The sequence below is a fragment of the Paracoccus sp. 228 genome (assembly GCF_000967825.1).
Taxonomy (GTDB): domain Bacteria; phylum Pseudomonadota; class Alphaproteobacteria; order Rhodobacterales; family Rhodobacteraceae; genus Paracoccus; species Paracoccus marcusii.
On record NZ_JYGY01000001.1, the window covers coordinates 540,221 to 553,630 of the forward strand.

At 68.4% G+C, this 13,410-nt stretch carries 10 protein-coding genes and 1 tRNA gene; 8 read left to right on the plus strand and 3 right to left on the minus strand.

Translation table 11 applies throughout. From position 1 onward, the window contains the following. The first annotated feature begins 118 nt into the window (after nt 1-118). From SY26_RS19760 to SY26_RS02580, 3 genes are all read left to right on the plus strand, one after another. Nucleotides 119-916: a Crp/Fnr family transcriptional regulator gene (locus tag SY26_RS19760; protein ID WP_052715088.1), complete on the plus strand. Its 798-nt coding sequence runs from the start codon at nt 119-121 to the stop codon at nt 914-916. An 83-nt stretch (nt 917-999) separates the two neighbouring features. Continuing rightward, nucleotides 1,000-2,280, plus strand: a complete 1,281-nt coding sequence (locus SY26_RS02575) for a hypothetical protein (RefSeq protein ID WP_045999136.1) — start codon at nt 1,000-1,002, stop codon at nt 2,278-2,280. 3 nt (nt 2,281-2,283) lie between these two features. Beyond that, the gene (locus SY26_RS02580) at nt 2,284-3,018 is read left to right on the plus strand and encodes a hypothetical protein (RefSeq protein WP_045999137.1); all 735 of its coding nucleotides are present in this window, start codon (nt 2,284-2,286) and stop codon (nt 3,016-3,018) included. Nucleotides 3,019-3,033: 15 nt separating this feature from the next. Here the strand turns inward: SY26_RS02580 and SY26_RS02585 are convergent. Next, nucleotides 3,034-3,118, minus strand: a tRNA-Leu gene (locus SY26_RS02585). Nucleotides 3,119-3,165: 47 nt separating this feature from the next. Then, nucleotides 3,166-4,755 (minus strand): bifunctional ADP-dependent NAD(P)H-hydrate dehydratase/NAD(P)H-hydrate epimerase, encoded by a 1,590-nt coding sequence (locus tag SY26_RS02590; RefSeq protein WP_045999138.1) that lies wholly within the window; start codon nt 4,753-4,755, stop codon nt 3,166-3,168. Between the two features lie 155 nt (nt 4,756-4,910). On the opposite strand from SY26_RS02590, the gene SY26_RS02595 reads away from it, so the two are divergent. The 3 genes from SY26_RS02595 (at nt 4,911) to SY26_RS02605 (ending at nt 7,175) form a co-directional block, all read left to right on the plus strand. Continuing rightward, entirely contained in the window at nt 4,911-5,249 is a 339-nt protein-coding gene (locus tag SY26_RS02595; protein WP_042248864.1) for a P-II family nitrogen regulator, read from the plus strand. Between the two features lie 75 nt (nt 5,250-5,324). Beyond that, entirely contained in the window at nt 5,325-6,731 is a 1,407-nt protein-coding gene (gene glnA / locus SY26_RS02600) for a type I glutamate--ammonia ligase (RefSeq protein ID WP_045983010.1), read from the plus strand. 174 nt (nt 6,732-6,905) lie between these two features. Continuing rightward, a complete protein-coding gene (locus SY26_RS02605) occupies nt 6,906-7,175 on the plus strand; it encodes a hypothetical protein (protein WP_045999139.1) in 270 nt (89 codons plus the stop codon). A 67-nt stretch (nt 7,176-7,242) separates the two neighbouring features. Here SY26_RS02605 and SY26_RS02610 read toward each other — a convergent pair whose 3' ends face one another. Continuing rightward, nucleotides 7,243-8,310 (minus strand): alkene reductase, encoded by a 1,068-nt coding sequence (locus tag SY26_RS02610; protein WP_045999140.1) that lies wholly within the window; start codon nt 8,308-8,310, stop codon nt 7,243-7,245. Between the two features lie 217 nt (nt 8,311-8,527). Between SY26_RS02610 and SY26_RS02615 the strand changes: the two genes are divergently transcribed. Both SY26_RS02615 and SY26_RS02620 read left to right on the plus strand, forming a co-directional pair. Continuing rightward, nucleotides 8,528-11,077: a cation:proton antiporter gene (locus SY26_RS02615; RefSeq protein ID WP_045999141.1), complete on the plus strand. Its 2,550-nt coding sequence runs from the start codon at nt 8,528-8,530 to the stop codon at nt 11,075-11,077. A 40-nt stretch (nt 11,078-11,117) separates the two neighbouring features. Then, a complete protein-coding gene (locus tag SY26_RS02620; protein ID WP_045999142.1) occupies nt 11,118-13,409 on the plus strand; it encodes a Tex family protein in 2,292 nt (763 codons plus the stop codon). Nucleotide 13,410: the final 1 nt, after the last annotated feature.

The following is a 13,410-nucleotide window of genomic DNA, read 5'->3' on the forward strand; positions in this document are numbered from 1 at the left end:
TGGCACACTTGATCCGCCACCGCCGCGTGCGGGGACCTTGGTTGACCTGACGAAAACCTCTGTTCCTGCGCGGTCATGTCGATATACTTGGTCCTGCATCGATCATCGGGCAGGGGACATGCAGGCAGTTACCCCACGGACGAATTCGGCGAAAGGCAGGGCACCTGTCCAGATCCCCGACCTGCTGTCGATCCTGACGCGCCTGAAGCCCGCGCTGATCGCCGATCTGGACAAGCCGCAGCTGGCGGCCCTGGTGGCTGAGGCTGCCCTCGTCCATATCCGTCGCCCCAGGGACATTCTGCGCCAAGGCGAGCCTGCCGACTGGATCTATCTGATCATCAAGGGCCGGATCGAGGTCAACTATCTGGATATCAACGGAAATCGCGTGATGGCCCATCTTGCCGTTCCCGGCGAGGTGCTGGGAGAGGTCGAGCAGTTTTCCGGCCGGACCTGCGCGGCAAGCTGCACCACGCTGCCGGACACGACGGTGATGCTGTTGGATGCGGCGATGATCCTGCGGCACGTTCCGGCCGACCTGCTGATGCGCAACTTTGCCAAGATCTTTCACGACCGCCTGACGCGGGACAACCGCCAGCACTCGGTCGCGATGTTCTATGCCGCCGAAGATCGCATCCGGATCAACCTGTTGACTATGACCAGCGCCGAATCTCCGCAGATCCAGCTGAGCCAGACCGATCTGGCGGCGATCGCCGGATGCTCGCGCCAGACGGTCAACAAGACGCTGTCGCAACTGCGCGCCGAAGGCATCGTCGAGATGGGGCGCGGAGAGATCCGGGTCCTGGACCGCGCCCGGCTGAAGTCCGCACGCCCCGGCTGCGACCAGGTCCTGCCCGACGAGGGGTTCGCCCGCATCCCCGATGCCGCCATGCCCATCGTGGTCATGCCGAAAGCGTGACCGGCAATCGGCCGCAAGGGGCTGAGAATGCGGGCAATCTGCGGTTATCTGGGGCCAGTCCCTCAGCGCCACCCGGAGACCGCATGGCCCACGACCCCAACGCCGCCCCCGTCCCAGACCGCAGCCATGACCGCGTCGGCGACCGCTATGCCCGGGAGCTGGAGCGGCACCTGGACTGGCTGGACAGCTTCACCTCGACCGCCCTTGGGGTGCTGTCGGCCGCATCGGGCATCTATACCTATCTTGGGGTGCGGACGCTGCTGGACGATCCGGGCTTGTGGACAACCTTTGCGGCGCTGGCCTATTCCATCGCGGTGTCGGTGGGCATCTTCGTCTTCTGGTCCTACATGCTGCGGCTGTTGCCGGCGGTGCGCTCGGCGGCATCGCGGGTCGGCCTGCTGCTGACGATGGCGCTTGGATCGGTGGCGATCGTTGCGATGTCGTCCTGGCTGAACGCCGCCGCGCTGGCAGGGACGGCCGCGGTCGAAACGCACATGGCGGCCACCGTGCAGACCTATCAGACCTCGCTGGAACGCGCGCATGCGAACGCCGTGGCGGGGCAGGCACTGTCGCGCGACGTGGCCCGGGTGCGGCAAAGCTTTGCGGATCTGTCCGAGCAGGAGGCGGGCGGCACCCTGTCGGGCTTTTCGGGTCGCGGCGCGGTCTTTCGGGTGCTGACCCAGAAGGGCGCCGAACTGCAGGCGCTGGAGGACCAGCTGCTGGCCGCCGAAGCCCCCATCGAGGAGACCTTCGCGCAGGGGAACACCATCCTGTCCCGGATGCGCGGCACCTCGGTTGAGCCGGGACCGCTGGAGGATCGCACGGTCCGCTTTTCCGAAGACGCCGTCCAACTGGCCGGTCTGATCACGCAGCTGCGCCAGTTGAACCCGGCGCCGCTGGTCGGACGCGCCGCGCAGGACCTGGCCGATGCGGTCGTGCTGCCTGAACTGGACGGCAGCACCGAGGCCACGCGCGCGGGCCAGTCCAGCACCATCACCTCTGTCCTGTCGCTGGTCGAACAGCGCGCCACCACCCTGGCGCAGGCCGCGACCGAGGTGATGTCCCTGCCGCAGGTGGACGAGGCTCTCTATACGCCCATGTCGGCCGCGGACGCGGTCATCGCCTATGCCGGCAACTTCGTTCCCGCATGGGCGGGTGCCATCGCCATCGACCTGCTGCCCGCGGTGCTGGTCTTCATCATCATGGTCGTGCAGGCCGCGATCCGATCCGGCCGCGGAGAGGGGCACAGCGACGAACGCATGACGGTCGGAGAGCTGCGTGCGGCGCTTGCGGCCTCTGACCTGCTGCGTCAGATCGATGCCGCACCGCCGCCCGCCACCGACACTCCGCGGCGCGAGGGCTAGCCGATGGGGCTGTTTTCCTCCCCGCACAAGGTGGTGCGGGCCGTGTTGGTGTCGCAGGTGCTGCTGGCGGGCGCCATCGTCGGCCTGGACCTGATGCGCGCACCGGGATCGGCCGCGCCGGGGTTGTACGCCCCGCCCGCACAGGGACCAAGCGTGCGCCCCTATCGCCCCGACCTGCGGCCGTCGGACCCGTCGCAGCCGGGCGGCCCACCCATGCGCGCCATGCCCGAGGCGCTGGAATTCGATCAGGCCGATGACGCGATCACCATCGCGGGCCAGATTGCGCCGGGCGATGCGGACCGCTTTGCCGCCTGGCTGGACCGGACACGCCCGACGGCGACACAGGTGACGCTGGACAGTTCGGGCGGATCGGTCTCCGACGCGCTGGCCATCGGGCGCACGATCCGCGCGGCGGGCTATGCGACCCGCGTGGGCGACGGGGCGGTCTGCCTGTCGGCCTGCCCCTATATCCTGGCGGGCGGCGCCACGCGGCAGGTGGCTGCGGACGGCGTGGTGGGGGTCCACCAGCATTATTTCGGCCAGAACACGATCCTGCCCGCCTTCATGGCGGTCAGCGACCTGCAGCGCGCGCAGGCGGGGGTGATGGATTACCTGGTGCAGATGGGGGTCGATCTGCGGCTGATGACATATGCCCTGCGCACCCCGCCGGCCGAGATCAACGTGCTGGAGCCGGAGCTGATGGCGGAACTGGGCCTGACCACGCCGGCCGAAGGCTGAACGATCGATCGGTGGTGGTGCGGGTAGAGGGACTTGAACCCCCACGCCTTGCGGCGCCAGAACCTAAATCTGGTGCGTCTGCCAATTTCGCCATACCCGCGCTGTCCGCGATCTAGCAAATGGCTGCGGGCAGTGCGAGGGGAAAAATCACCCGTCCCATTCGGCGATGACGGGGGCCAGCCCGTCGATCAGATCGTCCGCGATCAGCCCCGGCCCATGCCGGCGTGCGACCGCCCCGTGCAAGCGTACCCCAAGGCAGGCCGCGTCGAATGCCGGCAGGCCGCGTGCCAACAGGCCGGTGATGATCCCCGCCAGAACATCCCCCGATCCGGCGGTGGCAAGCCAGGGAATATACAGGTCCGAATGGATCGCCACCTGTCCTTGCGGGTCGGCGATGACCGTGTCCGGCCCCTTCAACACGATCACCGCGCCGATGCGCCGCGCCGCCTCAAGCAGTATCGTGGGTTTGGGGCGGGAGGGTGCGTCGGTGGACAGCTGGTCGGCAAGATCGGGGAACAGCCGGGCGAATTCACCGCCATGCGGGGTCAGCACGCAATCCGGTGGCAGGGCGCCGGGTGCCTTGGCCAACGCGGTCAGCGCATCAGCGTCCAGGACCGTCGGCCGCGCCGCAGCCCGCACGGCGTCCAGCAGCGCCGCTGCCCGCGTGACGCCGCAGCCCGGCCCGATGCACAGCGCCATCCCGCGGCGGTCGGACGCCAGCTGCGCCAGGGCATCCGCATCGTCGACCGCGCGCCGCATCAGCGCGTCGGGGGGAAGGCCGTGTTCCGCCATCGCTGCCGCAGGGGGGGCCAGCGTCACCAGCCCCGCGCCGACGCGCAGCGCGGCGCGTGCCGCCAGCCGCGCCGCGCCGCCCGACCCCGCGCCCCCCGCCACGATCAGCGCCGCGCCATGCGCATATTTGTGCCCGCCTTCGGACTGCTGCTTGCGCAGCCAGGGCCCTTCGCCGCCCGGCCCCTGCGCGCGGCGCCGGTCGGCCAGCTCGAAGCGCGGCCAGAGCGCGGTCATCAGCGCCGGGCGCAGGCCGCGCCCGCCCTGGACGCGGAACGGCTCCAACCCAATATCGGCCACGACCAGTTGCCCGCAGGTCAGGGGGCCATGCTCCAGCAGGTGACCGGGCTTGGGGCTGTCGAAGGTCACCGTCATCGCGACGCGCAGCGCGTGCCAGGGCAGGGCGCCGCGCCCCGAGCCCAGGATCACGCCGCTGTCCAGGCACAGACCGCTTGGCGCATCCACCGCGACCAGGCGCGGGCGATAGAAGGCGCCGTCGCCGCCCTCGCCGCCCAGATGGCGCAGCAGGGCCGCGATCTCGCCCTCGGGCGGGCGGGTTAGGCCGGTGCCGAAGATCGCGTCGACATAGACATCAGCATCGGGCAGGGCGCGCAGCGCCGCGCGGGTTAGCGGCAGGACCGGCCCGGGCCATTGCGCCCGCGCCGCCGCCGCGTCGGAGCCCGGTCGCGGGGCCGCGCCCAGCACATCGACCCGCCAGCCCGCCTGCGACAGCGCGCGCGCCGCGACAAAGCCGTCGCCGCCATTCGCGCCCGGCCCGCACAGGACGACCGCCCGCCCCGGACGCGGCCAGCGCAGGCGGATCTGGCCCGCGACGGCACGTCCCGCGCGGGTCATCAGGTTCAGCCCGGACGTCACGCCGCTGCCTATCGCCGCGGATTCGATGGCGCGCATTTGAGCGACGGTGACGATTTCACTGCCTTCCATCATGGTCGATGATTAATCCTTGGGCTGGATGGTGAAATATTAGGCATACGAGCCGGACAAACGGCTTGGGGGCTTCCAAGATCATGCTGCTGCATTTACGCGGTTCATCAAACGCGCCAATCAGTCTTCAGGCAAGCCGCGAGGAAGGGTCTATTGCGATGAAGAAGATCGAGGCGATCATCAAGCCGTTCAAGCTGGACGATGTCAAAGAGGCGCTGCAGGAAGTCGGCGTGCAGGGTCTTTCCGTAACCGAGGTCAAGGGTTTCGGTCGTCAGAAGGGCCATACCGAACTGTATCGCGGCGCTGAATATGTCGTCGACTTCCTGCCCAAGGTGAAGATCGAGATGGTGCTGCCCGACGATCAGGTCGATGCCGCCATCGAGGCGATCGTCGCCGCCGCGCGCACCGAGAAGATCGGCGACGGCAAGATCTTCGTCTTGCCCGTCGAACAGGCGATCCGCATCCGGACCGGAGAGACGGGCGACGACGCCGTCTGATCGACCGAAGTTACACAGGCCTTCGCGCCCGGCAGGCCCAGGCCGCCGGGCCGCATCTACGAAGAAAGGGAAGAGATGCAAATTAAGGATGTCTTGAAGCTGATCGAGGACGAGGATGTCGCCTATGTCGACGTTCGCTTCACCGACCCCAAGGGCAAGCTGCAGCACGTGACGCTGGACCGCGACCTGGTCGACGAGGACTTCTTCGAGGAAGGCTTCATGTTCGACGGCAGCTCGATCGCGGGCTGGAAGTCGATCGACCAGTCGGACATGAAGCTGATCCTGGACCCTGCCTCGGTCTATATCGATCCGTTCTATGCCGAAAAGACGCTGTGCGTGCACTGCAACGTGGTCGAGCCAGACACGAACGAGCCCTATTCGCGCGACCCGCGCGGCACCGCCGCCAAGGCCGAAGCCTATCTGAAGGCGTCGGGCATTGGTGACGCGGCCTATTTCGGACCCGAGGCCGAATTCTTCATCTTCGACGACGTGCGCTATTCGGTGACGCCGCAGAAGGTGTCGTTCCAGATCGACGCAGCCGACGCCGCCTGGAACACCGACACCGAATACGAGATGGGCAACACCGGTCACCGCGCGGCCCACAAGGGCGGCTATTTCCCGGTCAACCCCGTCGACACCGCCCAGGATATCCGCGGTGAAATGCTGTCCACCATGAAGCGCATGGGCATGCGCGTCGACAAGCATCACCACGAGGTCGCGACCTGCCAGCACGAGCTGGGCCTGATCTTCGGTGGTCTGGTCGAGCAGGCCGACAACATCCAGAAATACAAGTACGTCATCCACAACGTGGCCCATGCCTATGGCAAGTCGGTCACCTTCATGCCCAAGCCCATGAAGGGCGACAATGGGTCGGGGATGCACGTCAACATGTCGATCTGGAAGGACGGCAAGCCGCTGTTCTCGGGCGACAAGTATGCGGACCTGTCGCAGGAGGCGCTGTACTTCATCGGCGGCATCCTGAAGCATGCCAAGGCGCTGAACGCGCTGACCAACCCGTCGACCAACAGCTACAAGCGCCTGATCCCGGGCTTCGAGGCCCCCGTTTTGCGCGCGTTCTCGGCCCGCAACCGCTCTGGCTGCGTCCGGATCCCGTGGACGGAAAGCCCCAAGGCCAAGCGTGTCGAAGCGAGGTTTCCGGACCCCTCGGCCAACCCGTACCTGTGCTTTGCGGCGCTGCTGATGGCCGGCCTGGACGGCATCAAGAACAAGATCGATCCGGGCCCGGCCTCGGACAAGGATCTCTACGATCTGCCGCCCGAAGAGCTGGCCGAAATCCCGACCGTCTGCGGGTCGCTGCGCGAGGCGCTGGAGGAACTGGAGAAGGACATGGACTTCCTGCTGCAGGGCGACGTGTTCACCCGCGACCAGCTGGAAGGCTATATCGCGCTGAAATGGGAAGAGGTCTATGCCTACGAGCATACCCCCCATCCCATCGAATACGCGATGTATTACAGCTGCTGATCCCGTCCGCGGATCAGATTGGGGGGCGGTCCTGCGGGGCCGCCCCTTTCTCATGCGATCACGACGTCCACACGGAACGACACGGTTTGGTGAGTGGGTGTCACGAAAGTCGGTTTCCAGCGTGTCTGTAAGCATGGATCGACACGGTCCACCCACATGACACCCAGGAGAGACATGATGAAACGTCTTGTTGCCGCCGCCACCACCGCCGCCCTGATGGCGCTGTCCGCACTGCCCGCCGCCGCCGGCCTGGCGGGCATGAGCGAACGCCCCGATTTCGCGCCCGCGCCCATGGCGCAGGTCAAGGTCGAACGTCGCGCCGGTGATCTGTTCACCGCCCGCGAACTGGGCCAGCGCAATCTGATGGCCGACGATGTCGTGTCCGTCACGCTGCTGCCGTCGGCCGGTGACGCGGCCATGCGGTCCAGCCGCGACGACAGCTGATCGTCGTCAGCGTTGCAGAAAGGGGGCGGTCCGATGGGCCGCCCCCTTTGTCATGCGTGACGCCGGATCATTCCGCGGCGATGTCGGTGGCGGTGGGATAGTCGGTGTATCCCTCGGCGCCGCCTGCATAGAATGTGGCCGGGTCCTGGTCGTTCAGCGGCAGGCCGCTGCGGAACCGTTCAGGCAGGTCCGGCGTCGCGATGAAATCGCGCCCGAAGGCCACGGCATCGGCGCGACCCTCGGCCAGCAGGGCCTCGGCGCTTTCGCGGGTTAGGCCCTCGTTCGCGATGACCGGGCCGCCGAAGGCGTCGCGGATGTCGTCCAGCAGGCTGTCCTCGGCCACGCGTTCGCGCAGGCACAGGAAGGCCACGCCGCGCGCGCGCATGTCGCGGGCGACCTGCGTGAACAGCGCGCGGGCATCGCTGTCGCCCATGTCATGGCTGTCGCCGCGGGGCGCCAGGTGGACACCGACCCGGTCGCCGCCCCAGACGCCGACCACCGCATCGGTGATTTCGTTCAGGAAGCGGACGCGGTTCTGGATGTCGCCGCCATACTGGTCGGTGCGGGTGTTGCTGCGGTCCTGCAGGAACTGGTCGATCAGATAGCCGTTCGCGGCGTGGATCTCGACCCCGTCAAAGCCCGCGTGGCGCGCGTTTTCGGCCGCCTGACGATAGGCCTCGACGATGCCGGGGATCTCCTCGGTGGTCAGGGCGCGGGGCGTGACATAGGCGCGCTTGGGACGCAGCAGGCTGACATGCCCGTCCGGCTGGATCGACGACGGCGCCACCGGCAGCTGCCCGCCCAGCAGCTGCGGGTCGGAAATGCGGCCCACATGCCACAGCTGCAGGTAGATCAGGCCGTCGCGTTCGTGCACGGCCTGGGTCACCTTCGACCAGCCGGCGATCTGGTCGTCGTTCCAGATGCCGGGCGTCGCCTCGTATCCCACGCCCATCGGCATGATGCTGGTCGCCTCGGACAGGATCAGGCCGGCGCCGGCGCGCTGGCGATAGTATTCGACCATCAGGTCGTTGGGCACGCGTGCATCGCCCGCCCGCGACCGGGTCAGCGGGGCCATCACGATCCGGTTGCGCAGCGTCACCGCCCCCAGGGTCACGGGTTCGAACATCGAGGACATGCGGGTCCTCCTTTCTTGATCTTGCTTGTGGGGCCGTCCGGCCCGGAATGTCAGTGCGGGGCGCCCTGCGCCCCACGGGCCTTCAGCTGTGTGTGACGCGACCCGATTTCAAGGCCGCCTGCCGCGTCGTCACATCGCCGTCACCGGCGCGGAAAAACGCGCGCGGGCGGCGGGGTTGGCCTTCCATGTCGGTCGGTCCGCGACTATCCAGAAAGCCATGGATATCATGTTGCTGACTGCCTTTACCGCGGTGCTGTTCCTGCTGATCGCAGCAGCGGAACCCTTGGCCGCGCGCCTGCGCCTGCCGTTCAGCGTGATGCTGGCGGCGGTGGGTATCCTGATCGGCGGCGGTGCCCTGTTCCTGCTGCGCACCAACGTGACAGAGACGCTGAATCCGGTGGCGGTCGGCATCCTGTCGCTGCCGATCCGGTCCAGCGTGTTCATGTACGTCTTCCTGCCGACGCTGATCTTTCAGGCGACGCTGGAGATGAACATCCGGCGGATGATGGATGACTGGGTGCCGATCCTGACACTGGCCGTGGTGGCCGTGGTGGCGGCGACCCTGACCATCGGTTTCGCGCTGCACTGGATCGGGGGGCTGCCGCTGATGGTGGGCCTGCTGATCGGGGCGATCGTGTCGACCACCGACCCCTCGGCGGTCGTCAGCATCTTCCGCAGCCTGTCCGCGCCCAAGCGCCTGTCCCGCATCGTCGAGGGCGAGTCGCTGTTGAACGACGCCGCCGCCATCGCGTTGTTCGGCCTGTTCCTGACCTATGTCATGCTGGGGGTCCCGAACCCGCAGTTGGGCGAGGCCCTGGGCCAGTTCCCCGGCCTGATCGTGGGCGGCGTGCTGGCCGGGTGGCTGGTTGCGCGGATCGCGCTGGCGTTGATGAGCCTGTTCGGGCGGTTCGAGACGGCGCAGATATCCGTCTCGGTCGCGGTCCCTTACCTGGCCTATATCGGCGCGGAACAGCTGCTGGGCGCGTCGGGCGTGATCGCGGTCGTGGTGTCCGGCCTGACGCTGAACCTGATGGGTCCGGGCCGCCTGGCGCCTGCGTTCTGGGTCAACCTCAAGGAGGTCTGGGGCCTGCTGGCGCATTGGGCCGGGGCGCTGATCTTCATCCTGGCGGCGCTGCTGATCCCGCGCCTGCTGGGCGAGGTGCGGCTGAACGACCTGTTCCTGGTCGGCGTGGTAGTGATCGCGGCCTTTGTCGCGCGGGCGCTGATCCTGTTCGTGCTGCTGCCGATGCTGACCACGCTGCGCCTGTCGCCCAAGATCCAACGACCCTATCGCGTGGCGATCATGTGGGGCGGACTGCGCGGCGCGGTGACCCTGGCGCTGGCCCTGGCGGTGACCGAGAACCTGCGCGTGCCGGTCGAGACGAAGCGCATCGTCGGCATCCTGGCCACCGGCTTCACCCTGTTCACGCTGATCGTGCAGGGCACCACGCTGCGCGGTGTCATCGCCCTTCTGGGCCTGGACAAGCTGTCGCCGCTGGACCGGGCGCTGTCGAACCAGGTCGTCGCCGTGGCGCTGCAGTCGGTGCGCGAGGGCGTCGCCTCGGTCACCGAGAACTATGACCTGACCCGAGAGACGGTGCGCTCCGAGGCCAAGCGCTTTGCCGCACGGCTGGACACTGCCGTCGAGGCCGCCGAGGCCGAGGACAATGCCGAGATCCTGGACCGCGACCGCATCACCCTGGGCCTGATCGCCCTGGCCGCGCACGAGCGCGAGATGATCGTCCAGCGGTTCCGCGAGCGGGCAATCTCGGCGCGACTGTCGGAGCAGGCGCTGTTCGACGCCGACCGGGTCATCGAGGGTGCGCGCTCTGGCGGCCGCACAGGCTATCAGCGCGCGGCACGGCGCAATCTGCGCTATGGCCCGGCGTTCCGGTTCGCGGCCTTCCTGCGCAATCGCATCGGCGTGGCCGGCCCGCTGGCCCGCATGACCGCGGACCGGTTCGAGATGTTGCTGGGCAAGCGTCTGATCCTGCGGGATCTTCATGGGTTCATCGATCGCCGCATCCGGCGGATTCACGGCCGGCGCGTGGCCGAACTGCTGCACGAATTGCTGCAGCGGCGGATCGAGGCGGTGGAGACCGCCTTGGAGGGTCTGCGCCTGCAGTTTCCCGGCTATGCCGAGGAGCTGGAGCGCCGCTTCATCCGCCGCACCGCCCTGCGGCTGGAGGAGCGCGAGTACAACGCCCTTCGCGACGACGGCCTGATCGGCGCCGAGGTGCACATCCAGCTGATGGACGATGTCCGCCAGCGGCGCCAGCAGTCCGAAGGCCGCCCCAAGCTGGACCTGGCCCTGCGCAAGAACCAGGTCGTGCGGCAATTCCCGCTGTTCGCCGATCTGGACGATGCCGAACTGAAGCGCTTGAGCCGAGAGATCCGCACGCGTTACGTCAATGCGGGCCATGTGATCACCCGCAAGGACACGCCCGCGCGGTCGGTCTTCTTCGTGGCTTCGGGCGCGGTCGAGCAGGAGGTCGCGGGCCAGACCGCGCGCCTTGGCCGCGGAGAGATGTTCGGCCAGATGGGCGTGCTGACCCGCCGCATCCGCAAGGCGGAGGTCCGCGCGATCACCCCCAGCACGCTGTTGGTGCTGGACGAGGCCGGGTTCCGCCGCCTGCTGAAACGGTCCGCCGCCCTGCGCAAGGCGGTGCGCGACAGCGTCGTCGGCAAGACCGTTGCCGGAGAGGTTCTGCGCATGCCCGAACTGGCCCAGGACGCCCCGCTTGGCGAGACCGCCGCAAGCGGCTAGACCGGGGCGCAAGACCCACGGACGACAAGGCCCCCCACGCATGGACATCTCTGCCCAGACCGCCACCCGCATCGCCCGCCAGATCGCGACAGAGATCGGCGCCAGCCCCGCGCAGGTCACGGCCGCCTCCGACCTGCTGGACGGGGGCGCGACGGTTCCCTTTGTCGCACGTTACCGCAAGGAGGTGACGGGGGGCCTGGACGACACGCAGCTGCGGACCCTGGCTGACCGCCTGTCCTATCTGCGAGAGATGGAGGCGCGGCGTGCGGCGATCCTGGGATCGATCCGCGACCAGGGCAAGCTGACCGACGATCTGTCCCGTGCCATCGGCGGGGCCGAGACCAAGGCCGCGCTGGAGGACATCTATCTGCCCTTCAAGCCAAAGCGCCGGACCAAGGCGATGATCGCGCGCGAGAACGGTCTGGAGCCGCTGCTGCGCGCGATCCAGGCCGATCCGTCGCGCGATCCGGCGACCCTTGCGCCCACCTATGTGACGGGCGCGGTCGAGACGCCCAAGGCCGCGTTGGACGGCGCCCGCGACATCCTGGTCGAGGAGCTATCGGAAAATGCCGAGGTTCTGGGGCCGCTGCGCGAGTTCATGCGCGGCAATGCGGTGATCGCCGCCCGCGTGGTGGCCGGCAAGGAGGAGGCGGGCGCCAAGTTCAGCGACTATTTCGCGCATTCGGAAACCTGGTCGGGCATTCCAGGCCACCGCGCGCTGGCCATCCTGCGCGCCGCCAAGGAGGAGGTCGTGACCATCGACATCGCCCCCGAACCCGAGACCGGTACCGCGCGGGCCGAGGGGATCGTGGCGCGGGGTCTGGGCGCGGTCGGGCAGGGGCCGGGCGCCGACTGGCTGCGCGGCGTCGCGGGCTGGGCCTGGCGGGTGCGGCTGTCGAACACGATGTATATCGACCTGCTGACCGAATTGCGCGCCCGTGCCCATGCCGAGGCGATCCAGGTCTTTGCCCGCAACCTGCGCGACCTGCTGCTGGCGGCACCTGCCGGGCCGCGCGCGACCCTGGGGCTGGACCCGGGCATCCGCACCGGCTGCAAGATCGCGGTCGTGGACGGCACCGGCAAGCTGCTGGACACCGCGACCATCTATCCGTTCCAGCCCAAGAACGACCTGCGCGGGGCAGAGGCCACGCTGGCGGCGCTGATCGCCAGGCATGGCGTCGACCTGATCGCCATCGGCAACGGCACCGCCAGCCGCGAGAGCGAGCGTCTGGTCGCCGATGTGCTGAAGCGCCTGCCCAAGGGGGTCAAGGCGCCGACCAAGGTGATCGTCTCCGAGGCCGGGGCCTCGGTCTATTCCGCGTCAGAACTGGCCGCGAAGGAGTTTCCCGGCCTTGACGTCTCCCTGCGCGGCGCGGTCAGCATCGCGCGCCGGTTGCAGGACCCGCTGGCCGAACTGGTCAAGGTGCCGCCGCAGTCCATCGGCGTGGGGCAATACCAGCATGACGTGGACCAACGGCAGCTGGCAAAATCGCTGGAGGCCGTGGTCGAGGATGCCGTGAACGCGGTGGGCGTCGATCTGAACACGGCCTCTGCGGCGCTGCTGACGCATGTGGCGGGGCTGGGGCCGTCGCTGGCGCAGGCCATCGTCGCGCATCGGGATGCGACCGGCGCCTTTCCGTCCCGCGCCGCGCTGAAGAAGGTCGCGGGCCTGGGTCCCAAGGCGTTCCAGCAATGCGCGGGGTTCCTGCGCGTCCAAGGGTCCGAACCGCTGGACGCATCCGCCGTCCATCCCGAAGCTTACGGCGTCGCGCGCAAGATCGTGGCCGCCTGCGGGCGTGATCTGCGGTCGCTGATGGGCGACAGCACGACGCTCAAATCGGTGCGGGCGCAGGATTTCGTCACCGAGGATTTCGGCCTGCCCACCGTGCGCGACATCCTGTCGGAGCTGGAAAAGCCCGGCCGCGACCCGCGCCCCGGTTTCGTCACCGCGACCTTTGCCGACGGCGTCGAGGCGATCGGCGACCTGCGCCCCGGCATGTCGCTGGAGGGGACGGTGACGAACGTCGCGGCCTTTGGCGCCTTCGTCGATATCGGGGTGCATCAGGACGGGCTGGTCCATGTCAGCCAGCTGGCCGACCGCTTCGTGAAGGACCCCCACGAGGTGGTCAAGGCCGGCGACGTGGTCCGCGTCCGCGTGACCGAGGTGGACGTGGCCCGCAAGCGCATCGGCCTGACCATGCGCAAGGACAACGCCCCCACCGACCGCCCCGCGCGCGAGGCTGCGAAGCCCGCGCCCCGTGCGGCGCAGGCCGCGCCCAAGGGGGCGGGCGCATTCGGCTCGGCCCTGGCCGACGCGCTGCGCAAACGCTGAG